Source organism: Pseudomonas hydrolytica, assembly GCF_021495345.1.
GTDB lineage: Bacteria > Pseudomonadota > Gammaproteobacteria > Pseudomonadales > Pseudomonadaceae > Aquipseudomonas > Aquipseudomonas hydrolytica.
Genome location: NZ_CP099397.1, coordinates 2,222,010 through 2,244,699 on the forward strand (window position 1 = coordinate 2,222,010; position 22,690 = coordinate 2,244,699).

A 22,690-nucleotide genomic window follows, 5' to 3' on the forward strand; every position below is an offset into this window, starting at 1 on the left:
ACTCTGGATGGATGCGTTGCTGATAATCGGTGGCCTGCTGTTGATGCTGGCCGGGCTGGTCTGGCTGGTCATGCGGGCCTTCGGTACCAGCCTGCTGTGGGGCTGGGGCAGTCTGATTCCACCGATCACCCTGATCTATATCCTGCGTCACTGGGCGCGGGCACGCAGCGCGATGATGCTGGTGGGGCTGGGGGTGATCCCCCTAGTGGTGGGTCTGACCCTGCTGGCCAGCAAGGACGCCGAGCGTCTGGCGGCCATCGTGCGTCTCGACTGGCTCAAGCCCGAGGTGCAGGAGCCGGCCGAGCTGGCCATCGAGCTTTCCGGCCAGCTCAACGGGCAGCCCTTCCGTCCGCAGCAGGGCGAGTTGATCGATGGCGTGCTGAGCCTGCGTGAAGGCCTGGATTTCTTCGCCCAGCGCGAACTGAGCATTCGTCTGCCGCAGCCGGCAAGCGGTGCGGTGCGCGTCGACGTGTTGCCGCAGGACGAAGGCCAGTTGCCGGAGGTGGAACTGAGCTGGCTGCTGCCGGAGCAGGATCTGCCCGAGGCACGGCGCCTGAGCCGCGGCTATACCCTGCATCTGGATCTGCGGCCGCAGGCGCCCAATCGTCTGGTGGGCGACTTCCATCTGGTCCTGCCGCCGCGGTTCAAGACCAGCCTGAGCGGCCGTGTGGAGCTGTACAGCGATCGGCTGCGTTATGTGGGCGACGACGTGGATCGCAGTTTCGACTCGCGCGACACCATCGCCCACGTGCTGCAGGACTACCTGCAGAGGCGCTTCGCCAGCCGTGACGTGCGTGAGCTGAAAGTGCCACCGTTCACCTTCGAAGGCGACAGTCTGGAGCTGCAGGTCGAAGCGCTGATCGACCAGCGCAGTGAACGCCTGCCGATTCGTCTGCACAAGCGCCCGGCACAGGGCTGGGCGGTCGAGGGCGATCGCTTCGCGCCGCTGCCGGCCGTGGCCGAGGCGCCGCCTGCGTCGCAGATTGAAGCTGCGCCTGCAGAGGAGCGCGTCAGTCGCCCGGCAGACCGACGCCAGCGCTTCAGCCTGGCGCGTCTGCAACGCAATCCCGAGCAGTACCGTAACCTCAGCATGCGCCTGAGCCGCGCCAGTGGCGGCACCGTTGAGGGGCGTTTCGTCGGCATCGATGCCGACGGCAGCATTCGTCTGGCCCAGCAGATGGGCAGTGGCGGCGGGCAGGCCAGCTTCAGTTTCCAACCGGAAGAAATCGGCCGTCTGGAGCTGCTCGAACCCTAAGCCCTTGAAATTGATCGTACTGCCCCCATCTGCAGGACATCCGCCGCTCGCGCGGCATAGTCCTGCATGTGGAGTTAGACGACCATGAGTGTGGAAACTCAAAAAGAGACCCTGGGCTTCCAGACCGAGGTGAAGCAGCTGCTGCACCTGATGATCCATTCGCTGTACTCGAACAAGGAAATCTTCCTGCGCGAGTTGATCTCCAACGCCTCCGACGCCGCCGACAAGCTGCGTTTCGAGGCGCTGGCCAAGCCCGAGCTGCTCGAAGGCGGCGCCGAGCTGAAAATTCGCCTGAGCTTCGACAAGGACGCCAAGACCGTCACCCTCGAAGACAACGGCATCGGCATGAGCCGCGATGAAGTCATCGCGCATCTGGGCACCATCGCCAAGTCCGGTACCGCCGACTTCCTCAAGAACCTCTCCGGCGATCAGAAGAAGGATTCGCACCTTATCGGTCAGTTCGGTGTGGGCTTCTACTCGGCCTTTATCGTCGCCGACAAGGTGGACGTCTTCACCCGTCGTGCCGGCCTGTCGGCCGCCGAGGGCGTGCACTGGGCGTCGCAAGGCGAGGGCGAGTTCGAGGTCGCCACCGTCGACAAGGCCGAGCGCGGTACTCGCATCGTCCTGCACCTGAAAGCTGGCGAAGAAGAGTTCGCCGACGGCTGGCGCCTGCGCAACATCGTCAAGAAGTACTCCGACCATATCGCGCTGCCCATCGAACTGCCGAAAGAGCACTACGGTGAGGAGAAGGACAAGCCGGCCGAGGTCGAGTGGGAAACCGTCAACCGCGCCAGTGCCCTGTGGACCCGCCCGCGTGCCGAGGTCAAGGACGAGGAATACCAGGAGTTCTACAAGCACGTCGCCCATGACTTCGAGAACCCGCTGACCTGGAGCCACAACAAGGTCGAGGGCAAGCTGGAATACACCTCGCTGCTCTATGTGCCGAGTCGCGCTCCGTTCGATCTGTACCATCGCGAAGCGCCCAAGGGCCTCAAGCTCTACGTGCAGCGCGTGTTCATCATGGACCAGGCCGACGAGTTCCTGCCGCTGTACCTGCGCTTCATCAAGGGCGTGGTGGATTCCAACGACCTGTCGCTGAACGTTTCCCGCGAGATCCTGCAGAAGGACCCGGTGATCGATTCGATGAAGTCGGCGCTGACCAAGCGCGTACTGGACATGCTGGAGAAGCTGGCCAAGGACAAGCCCGAAGAATACAAGGCGTTCTGGAAGGCCTTCGGCCAGGTGCTCAAGGAAGGCCCGGCGGAAGACTTCGCCAACAAGGAGAAGATCGCCGGTCTCTTGCGCTTCGCCTCCACCGCCGGCGAGGGCGACGAGCAGTCGGTGTCGCTGGCCGACTACCTGGGCCGGGTCAAGGACGGTCAGGACAAGATCTACTACCTCACCGGCGAATCCTACGCGCAGATCAAGAACAGCCCGCACCTGGAAGTCTTCCGCAAGAAGGGCATCGAAGTGCTGCTGCTCACCGACCGCATCGACGAGTGGCTGATGAGCTACCTGACCGAGTTCGACGGCAAGCAGTTCGTCGACGTGGCCCGTGGCGACCTGGACCTGGGAAAGCTGGACTCGGAAGAGGACAAGAAGGCCCAGGAAGAGGTGGCCAAGGCCAAGGAAGGGTTGATCGAGCGTCTTAAAGGCGCGCTGGGTGAACAGGTCAAGGAGGTGCGCGTGTCGCATCGCCTGACCGATTCGCCGGCGATCCTCGCCATCGGCGATCAGGACCTGGGTCTGCAGATGCGCCAGATTCTCGAGGCCAGCGGACAGAAGGTGCCCGAGTCCAAGCCGATCTTCGAGTTCAACCCGAGCCACCCGCTGATCGAGCGACTGGATGCCGAGGCCGACGAAGACCGTTTCGTCGACCTGACACACATCCTCTTCGATCAGGCCGCGCTGGCCGCCGGCGACAGCTTGAAGGACCCGGCCGCTTATGTGCAGCGCTTGAACAAACTGCTGGTGGAACTGTCCGCCTGACTGGCCACGCTGTAGAAAAGCCCGCTTCGGCGGGCTTTTTTATGGCTCTGCGCACTCTTGCAGGACAAACGAGCCAGTGCCGCAGATGGCGCAAGCGTTCGCCAGGCGCTTGCCCTGGCTAGTGCGGAAATACACTGGACCGGGCTTGGGGGTACTCTGACACGTCCTGTGTCAAACCCGTGCCCCCGCGGCTTGGTCATCGCCGGTTGCAGGGCTATGTTTAGGGGCCAACCCTTGCGAAGGAAGGCCTCTCCATGCAGAAGAAGACACTGGTTCCCCTGTTATGCGCCGCATTCGCCGGTCTTGCCGACGCGGCTGTCGTGACCAAGACGATTGCCTACGAGATCGAGGGCGAAGCTTTCGAAGGCGTGCTGGTATACGACGACTCGGTGACCACGCCGCGCCCGGGGCTGCTCGCCGTGCCCAACTGGATGGGGGTGAACGAGGACACCGTGGCCAAGGCTGCCCGTGCGGCGGGCGACAAGTACGTGGTGTTCGTCGCCGACATGTACGGCAAGTCGATTCGTCCGAGCAACGCCGAAGAAGCGGGGGCCGCGGCCACTGCCGTGCGCGCCGATCGTCCGCTGATGCGCAAGCGTGCTCAGGCGGCGGTCGAGGTGCTCAAGGCGCAGAGCGGCGAGGTGGCGCTGGATCTCGACAGGCTCGGCGCCATCGGCTTCTGCTTCGGCGGCGGCACGGTGCTGGAACTCGCGCGTTCAGGCGCGCCGCTCAAGGGCTTCGTGTCCTTCCACGGCAATCTGGACACGCCCAACCCGAGTGATGCGAAGAACATTCAGGCGCCGGTGCTGGTGCTGCACGGTGCCGATGATCCGGCCGTGCCGCAGGAGCAGGTCGACGGCTTCATCGCCGAAATGAAGGCGGCCAAGACCGACTGGCAACTGGTCAGCTACGGCGGCGCGGTGCACTCGTTCACCAACCCCAAGGCCAACGTGCCGGGGCGCAACGAATACCACCCGGTGGTGGCCGCGCGGGCCTTCAAGGCGATGAACGATCTGTTCGACGAGGTCTTCGCCAAGCAGTGAGGGCGGGTTGCAGCCAGGGCCTGAACGAAAGGCTGCGCTCATCGGGCGCAGCCTTTTTTCATGCTCACTGCGCCGGCAGTACGGCGATGTCGATGATGCCGTCCGGCAGCTCGGCCACCTCTCCCAGGGTGGTGGGCTTGCCGCTGGCCAGATCGAGCTGATGCAGGGTCTTGCCGGTCAGCACGTAGGCGGTGTTGCCACCCTTGCCATCGCTGGCGATATCCATGGCGGCCGCCTCTAGGCCATCGGCGACCTTGCCGACCAGTTGCTGCACGCCGTCGTTTGGCGGGTTCTGCAGCATCAGGCCGGCGCTGGCCAGGTCGATGTTGTACAGCGCGGTGCTTTGCGTGCCGGCATAGGCATTGGTGTAGGCGCCGGCGACCACCTTGGGCTGCTGACCGGCGTAAGGGCCGTCGGCGGCGTAGGCGAGCTTGCCGTCCACGGCCACTTCACCGGTATCGACATTCACCCGCAGGCTGGTGCCGTCCGGGCCGAGCAGGCGCAGGCGGTCGGCCACCGGGTTGAAGTCGACCACGGCCTGGCCGCTGCCTGACAGCGCGGTTTGCAGTTTGCTGCCTGCGGTCGCCTGACCGCTGGCGGCGTCGAGGGTGTAGAGCTGATCGGTGCCGCTCAGGGCATAGAGCTGACCGTTGGCGGGGCGCACATCCAGGCCGCGCAGGTCGCTGGCGCCGCTGACCGCCATGCTGGCAGTGACCTTGAGGCTGGCGACATCGACCTTGTACAGCGTGCCATCGGCGCTCAGTGCGAGCAGTTCGGTGGCGCCGGCGGCACCTGCGCCCAGAGTCAGCAGGCCGGCGGTGCAGAGGGAAGTGATGCGTTTCATGTGGGTTCCTCGTGAAGATTTCAGCATCGAGACGAAGCCGGCTGGCCGGTTTCGCAGGTGCCTCGACGAAACACCTGTGAGCTATACCCGCGAGGAATGGAGCTGGATGTCGGCGGCTGAAAATTTTTTCAAGCGGCTTGCCGGCCGAGCGGCCGGCAAGCGCTATCAATTGGCGCTGGCCAGCACGGCTCGACCGATATAGAGCACCGGGCCACTGGGGCGGTCGTAGGGCGAGCCACCGGCCGGCTCCAGCGTCAGCTCGAACAGCTGGCCCGCCTGCACCGCGCCGATCTGCTCGGCAGGCAGGCGCAGCGGCTTGCCGGCCTCGACCAGGCCCAGCGAGCGCGGGCCTTCGGCCGGATCGACCAGCGTCCAGAACTGCAGGGCGCGGCCTTCCGGCACCTGGTCGGCGACCAGCGGATCGAGCAGCAGCGTGCCATCGCTGCCAACCTGGATGACCCAGCCTGGCTGGGCCGCCTCGCCGGGCTGCTGCAGCACCACGGTGTAGCGTTCGCCCACGCTGTCCGGGCTGCGCAGGATCGGCAGCAGCACGGCGACCAGCAGGGCAACGGCCAGTGTGGCGGCGGTCAGGCGCCAGGCCGGCAGGCTGTTCCACCAGTTGGCCAGGGCGCCCGGGCGTGGCTCATCCTGCAGGCCCAGGCTGCGGCGGATTCGCATCCAGAGTGCCGGGGAGGGGGCCTGTGCCGGCAACCGGTCGCTCAGTTCGAGAAAGTGGCGCTCCCAATCCAGGGCCATGCGGGCGGCCTTCTCATCCTCTTCGAGCAACTGGCGCACCTCGGCGGCTTCAGGTTCGTCGAGCAGGCCGAGCAGGTATTCGCCGATCAGGGCGCGGCGTTCTTCGGGGTCATGCGGAATCATGCTTGCAGACACTCCTGCAGCGCGCGCAGGCCGGCGCGGATACGGCCCTTGATGGTGCCCAGCGGTGTGCTCAGGCGGCGGGCGATCTGCTCGTGGGTCAGGCCACGGTAGAAGGCCAGCAGAATCGGATGGCGGCGCGGCCTTTCCAGGCGCTGCAGGCAACTGCGCAGCAGGCGCTGCTCGGATTGCTGCAGCGCCTGTGCCTCGGCCTGCGGGCTGTCGTCCAGCATGCGCTCGATGAAGTCATCGTCCACCTCGATCTGATGCCCGCCGCTGCGCAGGGCGTTGAGCACGCGGTAGCGCAGGATGCTGTGCACCCAGGCGCGACCGCTGCCCAGATCGCGTCGATAGCGCGCGGCGTGCTGCCAGATGCGTACGAACGCGTCGTGCAGACAATCCTCGGCCATATCGCGGCGGCCCAGCATGCTGATGGCCAGGCCGAGCAGTTGCCCGGCCTCCTGCCGGTAGAGCGCCTGGAAGGCGCGCTCGTCGCCACGCGCGCAGGCTTCCAGGGTGCTTTCGTAATCGAAGTCGCGATCTGCCATGGGTCATCCGTTGGCCTGAGAAATCCGCCTGCAGCTTATACCCGCGAGCGGGCGTGCTGGATCACGCAGGCGTAACAAAAAACGGCGGAGATGATGGCCGTTCAGGGACGCGCCAGCCCATAAGCCTCATCGAGAGAAACCCAGCGCTGCAGCGGCCCCTTGCGCGAGGCGTAGCGGATCAGCAGCCAGTTTCCTTGCTGCTCCAGCACCTCGCAGACGTCACCCTCGATCAGGTAGGCCCTGGTCCGGCTCGCCGAGGAGGGGCGATACGAAAGCAAGTTTGTGACAGGCGCCGCCTGGCGCCTGTGTTCGATGGTCGGTTCAGCGCGGCAGTTCGATGCGCGTGGTTTCGCCGGGGACCTGCGGCCAGTCGCCTGCGGCCCAGCGCTGGCGGGCCTGGTCGATCAGTTCGGGGGTGCTGGCGACGAAGTTCCAGTTCATTCGCCGTGGGCCGATGGGTTCGCCGCCGATCAGCGCCAGGTGGCATTCGCCGCAGGCGCTGAGCAGTGGCGTTTCACCCGCCGGGATCACCGCCATGGTGTGGCGGGGCAGGGTTTCGCCATCGAGCTCGGCTTCGCCGTCGATCAGATACAGGGCGCGTTCGCTGTGCTCGGCCGGGATCAGCAGGCTGGCGCCGGCGCTCAGGCGCAGCTCGGCGTAGAGCGTCGGCGAACGTACCGGTACCGGCGACTCGAGACAGAAGCCACTGCCGGCGATCAGGGTGATCTGCACGCCCATGGCATCGCTGCGTGGCAGCGACGCGGCAGGGTGGTAGCTGTAGGCCGGATCGCACTGTTCTTCGGCCTCCGGCAGCGCCAGCCAGACCTGCAGACCGTGGGCCCGCTTGTTCTGCCCGAGCTGTTCGGGCGGCGTGCGCTCGACATGGGCCACCGCGCGCCCTGCGGTCATCCAGCTGACGTCGCCGGGGCCGACCAGCTGATCGGAGCCCAGGCTGTCCTTGTGCTGCAGCTGGCCTTCGAACAGGTAGGTGAGGGTGGACAGGCCGATATGCGGATGCTGGGCGATGTTCAAGCCGCTGCCGGCGGGGTAGTCCTGCTCCAGCATGTGATCGAAGAACACGAAGGGGCCGATGCTGCGAAAGCGTGCCGAGGGCAGGGGGCGCAGGATCGGTTGGCCGGAAATGTCCTCGGCGCGCGGGCGGATCAGCTGCAGCTCGCTCATGCCGGGGCTCCCGCCAGGCGGGTTTCGACCTGGATGTCGGTGGTGGTCATCAGCTTGTGAATCGGGCATTTGTCCGCCACGCGCAACAGTTGCTGGCGCTGCGTCTCGTCCAGTGGCCCCTGGAGCGCCAGGTCGACGACCAGACGGTAGTTGCCCTGGCGCTCCTCGCTGTCGTCACGCTCGATCTGCACGTCGATGCCCTCCAGCGGCAGGCCGCGCTGGCGTGCATACAGCAGCAGGGTCAGGGCCTTGCAGGTGCCGAGGGCAGCGTCGAACAGATCGTGCGGCTCCGGGCCGGCGCCATCCCCGCCCAGCTCGGGCGAGACGTCGCCGATGAGCTGGTGCGAGCCGATTTCGATCTGCTGCTGCAGGCCCTTGTTGTTGTGAATGCGGATCATGGCGCTTCCCTTGAGGTGTGACGAATCGACAATGGCCAGCCTAGCCCAGCCGGCACCGATCACACCAGCGCCGAGAGCCTCACGTCCGCTCCGAGTACACGCAGCAGTTGCCCGCGCTCATCGACGATGGGCACCGAGACGGTAAAGCAGAAATCGTCTGTGGCCGAGGATCGGTAGACTTCGGTGATATGACTTTCCATGCGCTCTGCCACGGCGCGGAACCAGGGCCGCTGGCTCCAGTCGCGGCCGCGGCAGCTGGTGCTTTCGATTTGCGCCACATCGGCGGCGAACAGGTTCTCGGAAAGCTGCACGCCGCGCTTGTCCACCAGATAGAACAGCTCGAAGCGGCCGTCACGGGAAAGGGCGTTTGTCAGCAGGCGTTCGGCTGCCGGCACGTCTTCCTTCAGCGCCGGCTGGTTGGCCAGTTGCTCGACACTGCTGCGCACGGCGCGGTGAATCTCCAGGCGGAAATCTCCCAGCCCGGCGAGCAGACGATCGCCGTCTTCGCGCACCGCCTTGCTGTGGTGCAGCACTTGCCCGGCCTTGCCCAGCAGCTCGCCGGCGACCTGGGCGATGCTTTGCACGTCCCCGTTGATCGAGCGCACGGCCTGGCCGATCTGCTCGGTGCCGGCGGCGATCTGGCCGACCTGGGCGTCGAGGCGATCCATGGCCTGGCGCGTGCTGTCCAGCCCGTCGCTGACGGCAAGGATGCCGCTGCGGCCGTCGGCCACCGCCTGGTTCATCTGCAGACCGGCAGCACCCAGCTGCTGCATGCCTTCGCGAAAGCGCTCGATGATGCTGCCGACCTGGCCGGTGGCGTCGGTGGTATGGCCGGCCAGCCGCCGCACCTCCTCGGCGACCACGGCGAAGCCGCGACCATGCTCCCCGGCGCGTGCGGCCTCGATGGCGGCATTGAGCGCGAGCAGATTGGTCTGCTGGGAAATGCTGGCGATCACGCCGATGACCTTGCTCACTTCATCGAGCTGCCCAACCAGCTGTTCGATGACCTGTGCCAGTTGGGCTTCACTGAGGTCGATCACCTCGACCTGGCGCAAGACGGCCTGACCGCTGGCGTGGCACTGAGCGAGGGTGGCGGAGACCTCGGCGGACAGGCGTGCCACTTCTCCGGCACCGGGTACCAGCTCGGCATCCAGCGTGGTGGTGACCTGTTCGCTGGCGCTGGCGATGAGTTCCGAGGATTGCGCCAGGGTCTGGCCGCTCTGCTGGTTGGCGGCAGCGATTCTTGCCAGCTGCGGCGCGTGGGCCGCGATGCCGACGGCAGCCCCGAGGCTGGCGCGGATGCGCTGTTGTAGCACGGCGCTGAAATCGTTCAGGCGCGCCATCCATTGATAGTGCTCCGGCAGGCGGGTGGTCAGATCGTGGTCGTTGAACAGGGCCTCCAATGCAGCCTCTTCCTGGGCTTTGCGGGCTGGCTTGCGCAGCATCTGCAACATGGTGATTCTCCTCGATGATGTGCATCGAGTGTTGCAAGCCAAGTGCCATCATTGGCTCGACGATTTCGCTGCGCCGCGTCTGCGCATGCCCGGCGGCGGTGAGCGAACCTGGTGCAGGGGCGATCGCTCCGTTCCACGACGAGGCGCTGCAAGCGTCCGAACTTGCGCGCCTGGCTTGCGGTCTATGCTGCTCGTACCGTCAGGAGGACTCGTCTTGCCCATTCGCCGCCCAATGCCCTGGCTGCTGGCCTTAAGCGCAATGCTCGCCTGCAGCGTGCAGGCCCGTGAGTACCGCTACAGCGACGCCCATCTGCACTACGTCGACTTCTTTCAGGAAAGCGCCGGCATGGACGAGTTGCTGGAAAAGATGGCGCAGAACAATGTCGACCACGTGATGTTCTCCGGCATCCCGGTGGCCAAGAAGTGGGACGAGGACGAGCCCAAGCGCCCGCGCTACTACGCAGGCGATGACGCCAATGCCTACTGGTACAGCGCCACCGATGTGTTCATCGCCGCCGCCTACAAGCGTTTGCCGGCCGAGCAGCGCAAACGTTTTCATCCCTTTCTTTCCGGCTTCAACCCCAACGACAAGAACGCCGATGCGCATATCCGCCGCATGCTGGAGCTCGATCCTGGCCTGTGGCAGGGCATCGGCGAGGTCTTCACCCGTCACGATGACCTTACCGCGCTGATCCACGGCAGTGCGCCGCGCGCCAACAACGAAGCCCTGGCGCGGGTCTTTCATCTGGCTGCCGAGTACGACCTGCCGGTGATGCTGCATTCCAACATCACCTCCAAGCGTGAGCGCGAGCCGATCTATCTGCAGGAAATCGAGGCGCCGCTGCGCAATCATCCCCACGTACGTTTCATCTGGGCCCACGCCGGCACCAGTGCGGAAATTCATCGCCATCAGGAGAAGCTCGACTATCTGCTGGCGACCGTGGAGCGCATGCTCGGCCAGTACCCCAACCTCTACATCGACCTGTCCTGGACCATGCTGCGTCCCTATCTGCTGGATCAGGACGGCAAGCCCGATCCTGACTGGGTGCAGCTGGTCAGCAGCTACCCGGAACGTTTCATGATCGGCTCGGACGTGGTGGGGCGCTTTGGCAGCCTGGGCGATTACATGAAAGGCTTCGACCCCTTCCTCGACGCCTTGCCGGAAGCGGTCGCGCACAAGGTGGCACGTGACAATTTCCTCTCCGTGCTGCCGCGTCGGGTGCAGGCCGAGCTGGATCGCTAGCAGGACTGTCATCAGCCTGTCATTCGCGCGTCATAGGCTCGCGCTCATCTCAACGAGGAGCGCACCATGCATTACACCCGAGTGACCGTGATGGCCGGTCTTTTCGCCTTTGCCGGCCTGACCCAGGCCGACGTCCGTGTGGAAGGGCCGGTGGAATACGGCATCTTCAGCAGCCAGTATCAGGACTACCAGCCCGGCGAGCGCGTGCTGACCCGCAGCAATCAGGAAATTCAGCGTACCGAACAGATTCCCGCCAAGCTGGGTACCAAGTTCGGCCTGCGCTACAGCCTCGCCGGCAAGCGCGAGGGTGATGCGCCGCTGACCCTGCTTTACCTCACTCCAGGCGTGGTCACGCCGGACGGCCAGCGCCACGACAAGTTCGAGGTGCAGCAGAAGCTGGTGGTCGGCGCGCCGCAGGACGTGATGGCCTTCGAATTCACCGAACACCACGAGGTGGTGCCCGGCGAATGGCACTTCATCGTCTATCAGGGCGACCGCAAGCTGGCCGAACAGCGTTTCACGGTGCGCTGATCAAAGCAGGATGATCGCCCAGGTCAGGGCGATCATCAGCAGCGCGACCATCTGCGCCGCGCTGCCCATGTCCTTGGCCTGCTTGGACAGCGGGTGCAGGTTCAGCGAGATGCGGTCGACCACCGCCTCGATGGCGGAATTGAGCAGCTCCACCACCAGTGCCAGCAGCGGCACTATTACCAGCAACGCACGTTCGGCGCGGCTGACATCGACCAGCCCGGCCAGCGGCAGCAGCACCAGATTCAGCCAGACCAGCTGACGGAACGCGGCTTCACCCTGATAGGCCGCACGCAGCCCGGCCAGCGAATACCCGGTGGCATCGAGGATGCGCGCCAGGCCGCGGCGCCCCTTGAAGGACAGGGCGTCCAGATCGGAACTGTCATTCATCGCGGCAGCCCGCCCCAGGGATCGTTCAGAGCCTGCTGGTAAACCTGACGCAGGTAAGCCATGTCGGCATCTGGCATGGCGCCACGGTGTCGATCCAATTGGCCCAGGTCGCGGCGCGAGGCGCTGGCGACGCGCCAACGTCGCCGGCTTTTCTCCAGATCCAGCAGGGCGATATCCACGTCGCCGTCGCTACGAACCTTGACGAACAGGTGCTTGGCATAACAGCAGCCGTGCTGCCAGCCGCCCAGGTGCAGACGTGCAAGTGTCACCGCCAGGCGTTGCAGCATGACCTGGTTGAGCTGCGGCGCATGGGGCTCGCCGTACCACTGCTCCAGGCTGACGAAACCCGGCAGCGCCTCGGTAACCAGCAGCGCCTGCCACTGCCCGGCCTGTTTGCGCGCTGCGCAGTAGACGATGTTCGGTGTACGAATGCCGAGGCGGGCGAGGGCGCGGTAGGCCTGCAGCTCGCGCAGGATGGTTGGCCGCCCCAACGGGTGGCGCAGCGAGCGGTAGAGATGCCCGCTCTGGCGCTTGCAGAACAGCAGGGGCCGGCTTGTGTCCCAGTGTTGCAGCAGGCGCACGCCACTTTCGCCGCCGCGTCGTTGATTGGCCGGCTCGACCCATTCCCCGGGGCTGTACCACCAGCGATCGAATTCGGTCGAGGGCAGGGCGGCCAGTGCTTGTTCGCTGAGAACGCCCATTTCAGGCCTCCTTGCGCAGTACGTAGGTGCGCCACATGGCATAGCCGGGCAGGAAGTCCAGGTGGCCGAGTATGGCGAAGCCGGCCTGGTGGAACTCATCCTCAACGGTCTTGCGAAGGACGACGAAGCGGTTCTGGTTCTGCGCCGCACGGCCCTGAGCGGCGCGCCGGGCCTCCAGGCGCCGGCGTTTCCAGGCCTTGTAGTTGCCATCGACCCACAGCGAGACGATCACCGTGTCGCGGCTGACGCGGTGGAACTCGCGAAGGATGGCCAGACGGTGCTCGGCCGACTCGATGTGATGCAGCAAGCGGATGCAGAAGATGCAGTCCACCGCGTTGTCACCCAGGTCGATCGCGAAGGCCGAGGTGCGGAAGCTGTTGACTCGCGCCACCACCTCGGGGGCCTGTGCGGCACGCGCGGTGGCGAGCATATCGGCGGAATTGTCAGCGGCGAGGATCACCCGGTTTGGCTGCTCACAGAGCATCGGCCAGAAACGGCCGGCGCCGCAGGGCAGGTCGAGCACCAGGTTCGGCTGATCGGCCATCTGCAGCGCACGGCGCGCCACCTGCACGTCGCGCCAGTGGGACAGGCGCCGAAACAGGCCGTCCTGATGCTTGTGCAGGTATTGCTGGGCGTGCTCGAAATCGTACTTGCGGGAAAAATCCAGTTCGATGGGGCTAGGCTTGGGCATGACGAACGTCCCTTGATGGATACGTTCGTCAGCCTAAAGAGCCAGGCATCAAGTTCACGTCAAAGGGGTGTGAAAATTTCGTCAAGCGCCATTGTTCAGGGTGACCCGGAAGCGGGTATGACCTGGCTCGCTCTGCAAACTGACGCTCCAGCCCTGTTTGGCGCAAATGCGTTTGACCAGCGATAGCCCCAGGCCCAGCCCCTCGCCACGGGCCTGCGAGCCGCGCACGAACGGCTGGAAGATGCGCTCGTGCTGCTCGGCAGGAATGCCGGCACCGCTGTCCTCGATACGAAACGCTCCCGATTCGAGGATCAGGCGCACACTGCCGTTCTCGGTGTAGTGCAGGGCGTTGCGCAACAGGTTGGCCATTACCGTACCGAGGAAAGTGGCGTTGTAGCGGCCGTCGTCCTGGCCTTCCTCGATCAACTGGAAGTCCAGGCCTTTCTCTTCCATCAGCGCGCCCCAGCGGCTGGCTTGCTCATGGGCGATGGCGGCCAGGCTGCGGTCGCCGACGAACACGGCTTCGTTGCTCTTGTCGCGCGCCAGTTGCAGGAAGGTCTGCACCAGCTCGCGCATTTCCTCGCTGGCGCGGGCGATGCGCGCCACCTGTTCCTTCTCGCGCGGGCCCAGGGGCGCCTCGGCAAGCAGCTCGCAGGAGGTGGCGATGACCATCAGCGGTGTACGCAGTTCGTGGCTGACATCGCTGGTGAACAGGCGCTCGCGCTCCAGGGACTGACGCACCTGGCCCAGCGTGCTGTCGAAGGCAGCGGCCAACTGGCCGATTTCGTCGTCGGGGTAATCCGGTGCCAATGGTGGCGCCAGCGGATGCAGCTGGTCGCGATGACGCACTTGCTGGGCCAGCCGGCTGACCGGCGCCATGACCTTGCGCGCCATCATCAAGCCCAGGCCCCAGGCGGCGATCACCGTCAGCAGAAAGCCCGCCAGCACCACATTGAACAGCGCATTCTCGCGGGCTTCGAATTCCTGTTGCTCCTGCACCAGCATGTAGGTCTCGCCGTTGATCTTCTGCACGTAGACGTAAAACGCCTCGTTGCCGCTGACGACCTCGTTGAACCCTTCCCGCAGGCCGTCATATTCGGGCGCGATGGCATAGTCGGGATTATTCGACGAGAAGAAGCGGGTGCTGGAGTCCAGGCGCGGTGGGCGCCCCTGGCGGATGTCCTCGTTCAGTGTTTCACCCAGCTCGCGACTCATCTCCTGGGAAACCAGATGCTCCTCGATGAAATGCACCACACCGACGATGCTCAACGAGAACAGGCCGCTGACCATCACCGTCATCAGCACGAAGGCGATCAGAATCCGGCGCTGGAAGGGCTGCTTAGACAGCATCGGGGTTCTCCGCCAGGCGATAGCCGACGCCGTGGATGGTGTGCAGCAGTGGTGTGGGAAAGGGCTTGTCGAGTACCTGGCGTAGTTGATGGACATGGCTGCGCAGGCTGTCACTGTCCGGGCAATCGTCGCCCCACAGGGCTTCTTCCAGCGCTTCACGGCGTACCACCGCCGGGCTGCGTTGCATGAGGATGGCCAGCAGCTTGAGGCCCAATGGGTTGAGCTTGAGCAGTTGGCCGGCGCGACTGACCTGCAGGGTATCGAGGTCGTAGCTGAGATCGGCGACCTGCAGCTGGCGTTTGCGGCTGCCGCGGCTACGGCGCAGGATCGCTTCGATGCGCGCCACCAGCTCGGACAGGGCGAAAGGCTTGATCAGATAGTCATCGGCGCCGGCATTGAGCCCCTTCAGGCGATCATCCAGCGCATCGCGCGCGGTGAGCATGAGGATGGGGACTTCGCTGCGACCATCCTCGCGCAGGCGCTTGCACACCTGATAACCGTCGATGCCCGGCAGCATGATGTCCAGCACGATCAGATCGTAGTGGCCGCTGCTGGCCAGGTGCAGGCCGCTCAGGCCGTCCTGCGCGCAGTCGACGGAAAAGCCCTTGAGCTGCAAATAGTCGAGCACGTTGGCGAGGATGTCTCGGTTGTCTTCGATGACCAGAATGCGCATCGCGGGTTATTCCTGGGTTTGACGATTTTTTCACACGGCTTTGACGAGAGGCTCACAGCTCGCCTCGCAGACTGCGGCTCGTTCATCCTACAAGGATCATACGATGCCACGTCTCCATTACGCGCAACTTCGTTATCTGTCGATCATTCTGCTGGCTTGGCTGGCGGTTTTCTTCCTCACTCGTAGCGTGCTGCTGATTGCGCATCTGGGCGATGCCGGTGTCACCCTGCCGAACCTGCTTGGCCTGTATGGCGTCGGTCTGATCTATGACCTGAGCTTCCTGGTCTACGCCGCCGCGCCGCTGGCGCTTTACCTGCTGCTGTGTCCTGCCTGGTTGTGGCAGCGCCGTTGGCACCAGCGTCTGTTGATCGCCCTGGCGGCCGTCAGCCTGTTCGCGATGTTCTTCACCGCGGTGGCCGAATGGCTGTTCTGGGACGAGTTCGGCGTGCGCTTCAACTTCATTGCCGTGGACTACCTCGTGTACTCCAAAGAGGTCGTCGACAACATTCTCGAGTCCTACCCGATCTATCCGCTGCTGGCGCTGTTGGCGGTCTTGGCCATCGGCTTGACCGTAGCGCTGCGCCGGCCGCTGCGTGCGGCGTTGCAGGCGCCGCGTTTGCCACGGCTGCGTGCGGTCTATGCACTGGTAATGCTGGCATTGTTGGTCGGGCTGTGCAGCGGCCTGGTGGGGCAGGACGCGCCGCGTAGCCTGGGTGGCAATACCTACCAGCGTGAGCTGGCGAGCAATGGCCCGTACCAGTTCTTCGCTGCGTTTCGTAACAACGAGCTGGACTATCAGCAGTTCTACGCCACCTTGCCCGATGCTGCGGTGGCCGAGCAGTTGCGCGCCGAAGTGGCCGAGCCCAATGCGCGCTTCATCGGCAGTGACCCGCAGGACATCCGCCGGGTGATCGACAACCCCGGCCAGGCGCGCAAGCTCAACGTGGTGCTGGTCACCATCGAGAGCCTGAGTGCCAAGTATCTGGGCAGTTTTGGCGATACCCGTGGGTTGACCCCGAACCTGGACGAGCTGCGCAAGCACAGCCTGGTGTTCACCAATTTCTATGCCACGGGTACGCGCACCGACCGCGGTCTGGAGGCGCTGACCCTGTCGGTACCGCCGACCCCGGGGCGCTCCATCGTCAAGCGCATCGGCCGCGAGTCCGGCTATGCCAGCCTGGGCCAGCAGTTGGGCGCGCAGGGCTACGACAGCGTCTTCGTCTATGGCGGGCGCGGATACTTCGACAACATGAACGCCTTCTTCGGCGGCAATGGTTATCGCATCGTCGATCAGAGCAGCGTCGATGAGTCCGAGATGAGCTTCCAGAATGCCTGGGGCATGGCCGACGAGGATCTCTACCATCAGGCGCTGAAGGTGGCCGATAGCGACCATGCGGCCGGCAAGCCGTTCTTCCTGCAACTGATGACAACCTCCAATCACCGGCCTTACACCTACCCGGACGGGCGTATCGACATCGCCTCCGGCGAGGGGCGTGAGGGAGCAGTGAAATACACCGACTACGCCATCGGCCAGTTCCTGGCGCAGGCGCGCAGCAAGCCCTGGTTCGACAACACGCTGTTTGTCTTCGTCGCCGACCACACCGCAGGCAGCGCCGGGCGTGAGGATCTGCCGGTGGCCAACTACCAGATCCCGCTGTTCATCTACTCGCCCAGGTATGTCAAACCGGCGCAGTACACCGATGTGGCCAGTCAGATCGACGTAGCACCGACACTGCTTGGTCTGCTCAACCTGGATTACGTCTCCACTTTCTTCGGTCGCAACCTGCTGCGCGCCGACCACGCGCCCGGGCGGGCACTACTCGGCAACTACCAACATCTGGGCCTGTTCGATGGGCAGAACCTGGCGATTCTCAGCCCGCGCCAGGGCATGCGTCGCCACGACGATGCTCTGGGCCTGAGTCATGAGTGGCGGGTGGATGATGCCGATCCGCTGTTGCGGCGCGACATCGCCTACTACCAGGGCGCCAGTCATGCCTTCGGCAAGCGGCTGATCGCCTGGCAACCAGACGCTCAATCGAGCCAGCAGCTCAGCCAGCGCTAAGGAGTGAAGATGCCGTCTCGTTATTTCGATTTTCGCCTGGCGCTGGGTATTCCGCTGCTGCTGATGGCGCTGTTGCTGGTAGTCGATCCCAGCCCTGTGGACTTCGCCCTGGCCCGTCTGTTCTACGAACCTGGCCAGGGCTTCATCGGTCGTAGCAGTTTCTGGCTCGAAGACATCCTGCATGACCGTGCCAAGCAGGCGCTGATCATGCTCGGTGTGCTGGCCATCGCCGGCTTTCTGCTCAGCCTCATGCCGACACGGCTGCGTGCCTGGCGTCGACAGCTCGGTTATCTGGTGCTGGCGCTGGGTCTGTCGACTTCGGTGGTCACGCCACTGAAGACGCTGACCGGTATGCATTGCCCCTGGAGCCTGAGCGAGTTTGGTGGCCAGGAGCAGTTCACCCCGCTGCTGAGCGAACGTGCACCCACCGCCAACCCCGGCCGATGCTGGCCGGGCGGGCATGCTTCGGCAGGATTCTCGCTGCTGGCGCTGTTCTTCGTCTTGCGCGACCGCCGCCCACGTGCCGCGCGAATCGCGCTGGTGGTGGCGTTGGGGCTGGGTTCGCTGTTTTCCCTGGGGCGGATGTTGCAGGGCGCGCACTTTCTCTCGCACAACCTGTGGACGCTGCTGATCGACTGGGTGATCTGCGTGCTGACCTACCGCTGGCTGCTTTACCGAGCGCCTGTCGCACAAAACGCAGGGAATCAGGTGGTCTGGGGAGAAACCTGCCGATGAACAGACTCCAACAGGGCTTGCGCCTAGCGCTGGCCACCGTGGTTTTCGTCAGTGCGCTGTTGGCGCTGCCCCTGAGCATGGCGTGGGGCGCGACGACGTCGGCGGCGCCCGTGCAAGGCGTGCGCCCGGCCAGCTGGGCACAGCCACTGGACAGCCGCATCAACCTGTATCGCATGACGCCTGATCTGTACCGCAGCGCATTGCCTGCGGCGCGGGACTGGCCGCAACTGCAGGCGCTCGGCATCGCCACGGTGATCAACTTCTATCAGCGCGGCGACGAGCAATGGTTGGGTGATCCGCGCGTTCATCAGGTACACCTGCCGTTGCGCACTGATCGTATCGATGACACCGATGTCATCGAGGTGCTGCGCAGCATCCGCCAGGCGCAGAGTCGCGGCACGGTACTGATTCATTGCAAGCATGGGCAAAACCGTACCGGGCTGATCGCCGCCCTGTACCGGGTGATCTACCAGAACTGGAGCAAGGAACAGGCATTGGCAGAAATGCGCGGTGGCGGTTTTGGCGGCGAAGAGCGTATGGGCGACGCCGAGCGCTACCTGCGCGACGCCGACATTCCGGCGTTGCGTTCAGCATTGGCCACAGGCGCCTGTAGCACCAGCGCATGGGCGCTGTGCGCGCTAAAGGATCGGCTGCTCGGCGTAATCGAGGGGGTATGAAGTCATGAAGGTCGCGCGTTTGCTGATCTGTGGCCTGTCGTTGCTGGTCTTGCTGGGGTGTCAGAGCCTGCGCGAGCAGATGCTGGCAGAGAACTATCCGCCGACCTTCGTCGACGGCTTCGAGGACGGTTGCAGCAGTGGGCGTTCGGCTGTTGGCCCGCTCGGTCAGTTCGACAAGGACGTGCCACGTTACATGGCCGAGCCGCTGTATGCCCGCGGCTGGGAGGATGGCTTCCGCCAATGCGAAGACGTGCAGCGCATCGATGACTGGCAGGCGCGTCGGGAGGAGCAGTGGCGCGATGACGAATGGCGACACCACGTCGACCAGGCGATGGCCAAGGCTCTGCGTCGTTAGAAATTTCTTTATGTCCTTATCAAGAGCGACTGAATCGCGTCGATAAGAAAGAAGGGATTAGGGTCTGTTGTCGTTTCGCGCACGGCTCGCGTCGAAACGGCAACAGACCCTAGTACAATCTCTGAAGGTCTTTTGCCAAGTGCGGCGAAGGATGTCTCGATTTCTGCGCGCAATGGGAGTTGCAAAAATGTCGCTGCGTAATCTTTCTATCGCACCACGGGCTGCTTTGGGATTCGGTCTAGTAGCTTTGCTGGTGTTGCTGCTTGGGGCTTTTTCGCTGTTGCAGATGAGCGAGATGCGCAAGCAGTCCGAGGCAGTCGATCAGCATTGGCTGCCAAGTATGATGGCGCTGGGGGAGGTCAGCCAGGACATCCTGCGTCTGCGTGCCGTGACGCTGCGGCTGATGCTCAACCGTGACCCTGATGAGCTTCAGAGGAACCTGCGCCTTGCCGATGAACTGCGTACTGAGTTGAGTGCGGCTGACTCTTCGTATCAAAAGCTTATCTCCGGTAGTGAGGAGCGTAGCCTTTACGAGGTTTTTCGCCGAGCCGAAGCGGCCTACTTGCAGGAGCAGGGCAAGATCGTTGCCTTCATTCGCCAAGGTAACTTCGACGATGCCATTGCCGTGACCCGTGGCACGCTTAATCAACATGCCGATGATATGGCGCGTGCTCTAACTGATCTTTCCGAGCTGAACCGCAAGGGCGCTATGGAGGCAGCTCGCAAGGCTGGGCAGGTGTTCGATTCGGCGCGTACCTGGGTAGTGGTGATGATGGCACTGGCGGCGCTGGCTACCGTGGGCCTGGCACTGCTGCTGACCCGTAGCATCGTCGCGCCGCTGACGGAGGCGGTACGTCTTGCCGAGGTAGTGGCGTCGGGTGATCTGACCCAGAGCATCCACGTCGAGGGCCGTGACGAGCCGGCACGGCTGCTAAACGCCCTGAAAAGCATGCAGCAGAGCCTGCGTAACACCATTCAGAGCATCGCCGACTCGTCCAATCAACTGGCATCGGCATCCGAAGAATTGCATGCGGTGACCGAAGATTCGACTCGCGGCCTGCATCAGCAGAACACCGAGATCGAACAGGCTGCTACGGCAGTCAACGAGATGACTGCCGCGGTCGAAGAGGTCGCGCGCAATGCTGTGAGCACCTCCGAGGCATCGCGCGAATCCAATGCTACGGCGCAGCAGGGGCGCGAGCAGGTGCGCCAGACCGTGAGCTCGATCAGTCAGCTGGCCGATGATGTAAATGGCACCGCGGGTGAGGTCGAGAAGTTGGCCGAGCGGGTCCGTGAGATCAGCAAGGTGCTTGACGTGATCCGCTCCATCGCCGAGCAGACCAACCTGTTGGCGCTCAACGCTGCCATCGAGGCGGCGCGGGCCGGTGATGCGGGACGAGGCTTCGCAGTAGTGGCTGACGAGGTGCGTGCGCTGGCGCATCGCACTCAGCAATCCACGCAGGAGATCGAGCAGATGATCGGTGCCATTCAAAGCGGCACCGATCAGGCGGTCGGTTCGATGCAGAGCAGCAACAATCGCGCCCGCTCCACCCTTGAGGTGGCCCAGGCTGCGGGCGCGGCGCTGGAGTTGATCACTCAGGCGATCTCCTCGATCAACGAGCGCAATCTGGTGATTGCCAGCGCGTCGGAGGAGCAGGCTCAGGTGGCGAGGGAGGTGGATCGCAATCTGGTTAATATTCGCGATCTGTCGCTGCAGAGTTCGGCGGGTGCCAACCAGACCAGTGCGGCTAGCCAGGAGCTGTCGCGTCTGGCGATCGACCTGAACAACCTGGTAGCGCGTTTCAAGGTCTGAGGCACGGCCATTTCCCCTCCCGCCAGCGGGAGGGGGAGTAAAGCAGCACGAACGAAAACGGCGCCCGAAGGCGCCGTTTTCTTTACCGTGGCAGCTGTTACTTACCGGTCCAGCGCTTGAGCACCAGGGTGGCGTTGGTGCCACCGAAGCCGAAGCTGTTGCTCATCACGGTGTCGAGCTTGGCGTTCTCGACAGTGGTGAGCTGGATCGGCATGTCGGCCACTTCCGGGTCGAGCTCGTCGATGTTGGCCGACGCGGCGATGAAGTTGCCTTCCATCATCAGCATGCAGTAGATCGCTTCCTGCACGCCGGCAGCGCCCAGGCTGTGGCCGGACAGGCTCTTGGTCGAGCTGATGGCCGGGGCCTTGTCGCCGAATACGGCACGCACGCCTTTGATTTCCGCAACGTCGCCAACCGGAGTCGAGGTGCCGTGGGTGTTGAGGTAATCGATGGGGGTGTCGACAGTAGCCAGCGCCTGCTGCATGCAGCGGATCGCGCCTTCGCCGCTCGGAGCGACCATGTCGTAACCGTCGCTGGTGGCGCCGTAACCGACGATTTCCGCGTAGATCTTGGCGCCGCGAGCCAGAGCGTGTTCCAGCTCCTCGACCACCACCATGCCGCCGCCACCGGCGATGACGAAACCGTCACGCTTGGCGTCGTAGGCGCGCGAGGCCTTTTCCGGGGTTTCGTTGTACTGGGTGGAGAGGGCACCCATGGCGTCGAACAGGCAGCTCTGGCTCCAGTGCTCTTCTTCGCCGCCACCGGCGAAGACCACGTCCTGTTTGCCCAGCTGGATCTGCTCCATGGCCTGGCCGATGCAATGCGCACTGGTGGCGCAGGCCGAGGAGATTGAGAAGTTGACGCCCTTGATCTTGAACGGAGTCGCCAGGCACGCCGATACGGTGCTGCCCATGGTGCGGGTCACGCGGTATGGGCCGATGCGCTTGACGCCTTTTTCGCGCAGGGTATCGATGGCTTCCATCTGGTTGACGGTGGAAGCGCCACCGGAACCGGCGATCAGGCCGGTACGCGGATTGGAAACCTGCTCTTCGCTGAGGCCGGCATCCTTGATCGCCTGCTCCATGGACAGGTAGGCGAAGGCGGCGGCGTCGCCCATGAAACGGTAGACCTTGCGGTCGATCAGCTCTTCCAGGTTCAGGTCGACCGAGCCGGAGACCTGGCTGCGCAGGCCCATCTCGGCATAGGACGGGTTGAAGCGGATGCCCGACTTGCCGGCGCGCAGGCTGGCGGCTACGGCTTCTTTGTCAGTGCCCAGGCAGGAAACGATGCCCAGACCGGTGATCACTACACGACGCATGTGCAAGTCCTTCAGAAACTGTCGGTGGAGGTGAACAGGCCGACGCGCAGGCCTTCGGCGCTATAAATTTCGCGACCGTCGACGGCTACGGTGCCATCGGCGATGCCGAGGATCAGCGAGCGGTTGATGGTGCGCTTGATGTGGATGTTGTAGGTGACCTTCTTGGCGGTCGGCAGGACCTGGCCGAAGAATTTCACCTCACCGCTGCCCAGAGCGCGGCCGCGGCCCGGGTTGCCCTGCCAGCCAAGGTAGAAACCGACCAGCTGCCACATGGCGTCGAGGCCGAGGCAGCCGGGCATGACCGGGTCGCCTTCGAAATGGCAGCCGAAGAACCACAGGTCCGGATTGATGTCGAGCTCAGCGACGATTTCGCCCTTGCCGTGCTTGCCGCCGGTCTCGCTGATGTGAACGATGCGATCGATCATCAGCATGTTCGGGGCGGGCAGTTGCGCGTTCCCCGGACCGAACAGTTCGCCACGGCTGCAGGCGAGCAGGTCTTCCCGGGTGTAGGCGTTTTGTCTTGTCATGCGAGCTCCTCAATTGTCCCCACGCTTCTAAGGCTGGG

24 protein-coding genes are annotated in these 22,690 nt (G+C 64.2%); 10 read left to right on the forward strand and 14 right to left on the reverse strand.

The features are described from left to right. The first annotated feature begins 7 nt into the window (after positions 1 to 7). The 3 genes from L1F06_RS10290 (at position 8) to L1F06_RS10300 (ending at position 4,287) form a co-directional block, all read left to right on the forward strand. Complete coding sequence (locus tag L1F06_RS10290) at positions 8 to 1,255, forward strand: MFS transporter (RefSeq protein ID WP_129483634.1); 1,248 nt, start codon at positions 8 to 10, stop codon at positions 1,253 to 1,255. An 84-nt stretch (positions 1,256 to 1,339) separates the two neighbouring features. Beyond that, positions 1,340 to 3,244 carry a molecular chaperone HtpG gene (gene htpG, locus L1F06_RS10295; protein WP_129483633.1) on the forward strand — a complete coding sequence of 635 codons (1,905 nt, stop codon included), beginning with the start codon at positions 1,340 to 1,342 and terminating at the stop codon, positions 3,242 to 3,244. Between the two features lie 254 nt (positions 3,245 to 3,498). Next, positions 3,499 to 4,287: a dienelactone hydrolase family protein gene (locus L1F06_RS10300; RefSeq protein ID WP_096826593.1), complete on the forward strand. Its 789-nt coding sequence runs from the start codon at positions 3,499 to 3,501 to the stop codon at positions 4,285 to 4,287. Between the two features lie 64 nt (positions 4,288 to 4,351). Here the strand turns inward: L1F06_RS10300 and L1F06_RS10305 are convergent, their stop codons facing one another. From L1F06_RS10305 to L1F06_RS10335, 7 genes are all read right to left on the reverse strand, one after another. Further along, positions 4,352 to 5,131, reverse strand: a complete 780-nt coding sequence (locus L1F06_RS10305; protein ID WP_129483632.1) for a DUF4394 domain-containing protein — start codon at positions 5,129 to 5,131, stop codon at positions 4,352 to 4,354. 165 nt (positions 5,132 to 5,296) lie between these two features. After that, entirely contained in the window at positions 5,297 to 6,010 is a 714-nt protein-coding gene (locus L1F06_RS10310) for an anti-sigma factor (RefSeq protein WP_129483631.1), read from the reverse strand. Then, positions 6,007 to 6,555, reverse strand: a complete 549-nt coding sequence (locus L1F06_RS10315; protein WP_129483630.1) for a sigma-70 family RNA polymerase sigma factor — start codon at positions 6,553 to 6,555, stop codon at positions 6,007 to 6,009. Before L1F06_RS10315 ends, L1F06_RS10310 begins: the two co-directional genes overlap by 4 nt. Before the next feature lie 101 nt (positions 6,556 to 6,656). Beyond that, entirely contained in the window at positions 6,657 to 6,833 is a 177-nt protein-coding gene (locus tag L1F06_RS10320) for an SH3 domain-containing protein (protein ID WP_177491257.1), read from the reverse strand. 43 nt (positions 6,834 to 6,876) lie between these two features. After that, positions 6,877 to 7,737 (reverse strand): pirin family protein, encoded by an 861-nt coding sequence (locus L1F06_RS10325; RefSeq protein WP_129483629.1) that lies wholly within the window; start codon positions 7,735 to 7,737, stop codon positions 6,877 to 6,879. Beyond that, positions 7,734 to 8,135, reverse strand: coding sequence for an OsmC family protein (locus L1F06_RS10330; RefSeq protein WP_129483628.1), 402 nt, complete (start codon positions 8,133 to 8,135; stop codon positions 7,734 to 7,736). Before L1F06_RS10330 ends, L1F06_RS10325 begins: the two co-directional genes overlap by 4 nt. Before the next feature lie 59 nt (positions 8,136 to 8,194). Next, positions 8,195 to 9,589, reverse strand: coding sequence for a methyl-accepting chemotaxis protein (locus L1F06_RS10335; protein WP_129483627.1), 1,395 nt, complete (start codon positions 9,587 to 9,589; stop codon positions 8,195 to 8,197). Positions 9,590 to 9,821: 232 nt separating this feature from the next. Between L1F06_RS10335 and L1F06_RS10340 the strand changes: the two genes are divergently transcribed. Together L1F06_RS10340 and L1F06_RS10345 are read left to right on the forward strand one after the other, a co-directional pair. Continuing rightward, positions 9,822 to 10,832: an amidohydrolase family protein gene (locus L1F06_RS10340; protein WP_012018780.1), complete on the forward strand. Its 1,011-nt coding sequence runs from the start codon at positions 9,822 to 9,824 to the stop codon at positions 10,830 to 10,832. Between the two features lie 66 nt (positions 10,833 to 10,898). Beyond that, complete coding sequence (locus tag L1F06_RS10345; RefSeq protein ID WP_012018779.1) at positions 10,899 to 11,363, forward strand: DUF3859 domain-containing protein; 465 nt, start codon at positions 10,899 to 10,901, stop codon at positions 11,361 to 11,363. On the opposite strand, the gene L1F06_RS10350 is transcribed toward L1F06_RS10345, so the two are convergent. From L1F06_RS10350 to L1F06_RS10370, 5 genes are all read right to left on the reverse strand, one after another. Continuing rightward, positions 11,364 to 11,750 (reverse strand): diacylglycerol kinase, encoded by a 387-nt coding sequence (locus tag L1F06_RS10350; protein ID WP_012018778.1) that lies wholly within the window; start codon positions 11,748 to 11,750, stop codon positions 11,364 to 11,366. Next, complete coding sequence (locus L1F06_RS10355; RefSeq protein ID WP_129483626.1) at positions 11,747 to 12,451, reverse strand: lipopolysaccharide kinase InaA family protein; 705 nt, start codon at positions 12,449 to 12,451, stop codon at positions 11,747 to 11,749. Before L1F06_RS10355 ends, L1F06_RS10350 begins: the two co-directional genes overlap by 4 nt. 1 nt (position 12,452) lies before the next feature. Further along, complete coding sequence (locus tag L1F06_RS10360) at positions 12,453 to 13,142, reverse strand: class I SAM-dependent methyltransferase (RefSeq protein ID WP_129483625.1); 690 nt, start codon at positions 13,140 to 13,142, stop codon at positions 12,453 to 12,455. Positions 13,143 to 13,223: 81 nt separating this feature from the next. Further along, complete coding sequence (locus L1F06_RS10365) at positions 13,224 to 14,492, reverse strand: sensor histidine kinase (RefSeq protein WP_129483624.1); 1,269 nt, start codon at positions 14,490 to 14,492, stop codon at positions 13,224 to 13,226. Continuing rightward, positions 14,482 to 15,165: a response regulator transcription factor gene (locus L1F06_RS10370; RefSeq protein WP_075747322.1), complete on the reverse strand. Its 684-nt coding sequence runs from the start codon at positions 15,163 to 15,165 to the stop codon at positions 14,482 to 14,484. The genes L1F06_RS10365 and L1F06_RS10370 overlap by 11 nt, the downstream gene beginning before the upstream one ends. A 103-nt stretch (positions 15,166 to 15,268) precedes the next feature. Between L1F06_RS10370 and L1F06_RS10375 the strand changes: the two genes are divergently transcribed. The 5 genes from L1F06_RS10375 to L1F06_RS10395 all read left to right on the forward strand — a co-directional run bounded on the left by L1F06_RS10375 (position 15,269) and on the right by L1F06_RS10395 (position 20,807). After that, entirely contained in the window at positions 15,269 to 17,227 is a 1,959-nt protein-coding gene (locus tag L1F06_RS10375; protein WP_129483623.1) for an LTA synthase family protein, read from the forward strand. A 9-nt stretch (positions 17,228 to 17,236) separates the two neighbouring features. After that, positions 17,237 to 17,962, forward strand: coding sequence for a phosphatase PAP2 family protein (locus tag L1F06_RS10380; RefSeq protein ID WP_129483622.1), 726 nt, complete (start codon positions 17,237 to 17,239; stop codon positions 17,960 to 17,962). After that, the gene (locus L1F06_RS10385) at positions 17,959 to 18,639 is read left to right on the forward strand and encodes a phosphatase domain-containing protein (protein ID WP_129483621.1); all 681 of its coding nucleotides are present in this window, start codon (positions 17,959 to 17,961) and stop codon (positions 18,637 to 18,639) included. Before L1F06_RS10380 ends, L1F06_RS10385 begins: the two co-directional genes overlap by 4 nt. A 4-nt stretch (positions 18,640 to 18,643) precedes the next feature. Continuing rightward, complete coding sequence (locus L1F06_RS10390; RefSeq protein ID WP_003240801.1) at positions 18,644 to 18,994, forward strand: hypothetical protein; 351 nt, start codon at positions 18,644 to 18,646, stop codon at positions 18,992 to 18,994. A gap of 187 nt (positions 18,995 to 19,181) precedes the next feature. Then, positions 19,182 to 20,807, forward strand: coding sequence for a methyl-accepting chemotaxis protein (locus tag L1F06_RS10395; protein WP_129483636.1), 1,626 nt, complete (start codon positions 19,182 to 19,184; stop codon positions 20,805 to 20,807). Positions 20,808 to 20,904: 97 nt separating this feature from the next. Here the strand turns inward: L1F06_RS10395 and fabB are convergent, their stop codons facing one another. Together fabB and fabA are read right to left on the reverse strand one after the other, a co-directional pair. Next, on the reverse strand, positions 20,905 to 22,125 hold the full coding sequence (gene fabB / locus L1F06_RS10400; protein ID WP_129483620.1) for a beta-ketoacyl-ACP synthase I: 1,221 nt from the start codon (positions 22,123 to 22,125) through the stop codon (positions 20,905 to 20,907). Between the two features lie 11 nt (positions 22,126 to 22,136). Next, positions 22,137 to 22,652: a 3-hydroxyacyl-[acyl-carrier-protein] dehydratase FabA gene (gene fabA, locus L1F06_RS10405; protein ID WP_129483619.1), complete on the reverse strand. Its 516-nt coding sequence runs from the start codon at positions 22,650 to 22,652 to the stop codon at positions 22,137 to 22,139. Between the last annotated feature and the right edge of the window lie 38 nt (positions 22,653 to 22,690).

What these genes read in the sequence shown, in the direction of transcription:
- L1F06_RS10325 (WP_129483629.1), bottom strand. Translation starts at nt 7,737, where the DNA reads ATGAGCGAGCTGCAGCTGATCCGCCCGCGCGCCGAGGACATTTCCGGC.
- L1F06_RS10290 (WP_129483634.1), top strand. Translation starts at nt 8, where the DNA reads ATGGATGCGTTGCTGATAATCGGTGGCCTGCTGTTGATGCTGGCCGGG.
- L1F06_RS10335 (WP_129483627.1), bottom strand. Translation starts at nt 9,589, where the DNA reads ATGTTGCAGATGCTGCGCAAGCCAGCCCGCAAAGCCCAGGAAGAGGCT.
- L1F06_RS10390 (WP_003240801.1), top strand. Translation starts at nt 18,644, where the DNA reads ATGAAGGTCGCGCGTTTGCTGATCTGTGGCCTGTCGTTGCTGGTCTTG.
- L1F06_RS10330 (WP_129483628.1), bottom strand. Translation starts at nt 8,135, where the DNA reads ATGATCCGCATTCACAACAACAAGGGCCTGCAGCAGCAGATCGAAATC.
- L1F06_RS10385 (WP_129483621.1), top strand. Translation starts at nt 17,959, where the DNA reads ATGAACAGACTCCAACAGGGCTTGCGCCTAGCGCTGGCCACCGTGGTT.
- L1F06_RS10380 (WP_129483622.1), top strand. Translation starts at nt 17,237, where the DNA reads ATGCCGTCTCGTTATTTCGATTTTCGCCTGGCGCTGGGTATTCCGCTG.
- L1F06_RS10300 (WP_096826593.1), top strand. Translation starts at nt 3,499, where the DNA reads ATGCAGAAGAAGACACTGGTTCCCCTGTTATGCGCCGCATTCGCCGGT.
- fabA (WP_129483619.1), bottom strand. Translation starts at nt 22,652, where the DNA reads ATGACAAGACAAAACGCCTACACCCGGGAAGACCTGCTCGCCTGCAGC.
- L1F06_RS10340 (WP_012018780.1), top strand. Translation starts at nt 9,822, where the DNA reads ATGCCCTGGCTGCTGGCCTTAAGCGCAATGCTCGCCTGCAGCGTGCAG.
- L1F06_RS10310 (WP_129483631.1), bottom strand. Translation starts at nt 6,010, where the DNA reads ATGATTCCGCATGACCCCGAAGAACGCCGCGCCCTGATCGGCGAATAC.
- L1F06_RS10395 (WP_129483636.1), top strand. Translation starts at nt 19,182, where the DNA reads ATGTCGCTGCGTAATCTTTCTATCGCACCACGGGCTGCTTTGGGATTC.
- L1F06_RS10365 (WP_129483624.1), bottom strand. Translation starts at nt 14,492, where the DNA reads ATGCTGTCTAAGCAGCCCTTCCAGCGCCGGATTCTGATCGCCTTCGTG.
- L1F06_RS10370 (WP_075747322.1), bottom strand. Translation starts at nt 15,165, where the DNA reads ATGCGCATTCTGGTCATCGAAGACAACCGAGACATCCTCGCCAACGTG.
- fabB (WP_129483620.1), bottom strand. Translation starts at nt 22,125, where the DNA reads ATGCGTCGTGTAGTGATCACCGGTCTGGGCATCGTTTCCTGCCTGGGC.
- L1F06_RS10360 (WP_129483625.1), bottom strand. Translation starts at nt 13,142, where the DNA reads ATGCCCAAGCCTAGCCCCATCGAACTGGATTTTTCCCGCAAGTACGAT.
- L1F06_RS10375 (WP_129483623.1), top strand. Translation starts at nt 15,269, where the DNA reads ATGCCACGTCTCCATTACGCGCAACTTCGTTATCTGTCGATCATTCTG.
- L1F06_RS10345 (WP_012018779.1), top strand. Translation starts at nt 10,899, where the DNA reads ATGCATTACACCCGAGTGACCGTGATGGCCGGTCTTTTCGCCTTTGCC.
- L1F06_RS10305 (WP_129483632.1), bottom strand. Translation starts at nt 5,131, where the DNA reads ATGAAACGCATCACTTCCCTCTGCACCGCCGGCCTGCTGACTCTGGGC.
- htpG (WP_129483633.1), top strand. Translation starts at nt 1,340, where the DNA reads ATGAGTGTGGAAACTCAAAAAGAGACCCTGGGCTTCCAGACCGAGGTG.
- L1F06_RS10350 (WP_012018778.1), bottom strand. Translation starts at nt 11,750, where the DNA reads ATGAATGACAGTTCCGATCTGGACGCCCTGTCCTTCAAGGGGCGCCGC.
- L1F06_RS10315 (WP_129483630.1), bottom strand. Translation starts at nt 6,555, where the DNA reads ATGGCAGATCGCGACTTCGATTACGAAAGCACCCTGGAAGCCTGCGCG.
- L1F06_RS10355 (WP_129483626.1), bottom strand. Translation starts at nt 12,451, where the DNA reads ATGGGCGTTCTCAGCGAACAAGCACTGGCCGCCCTGCCCTCGACCGAA.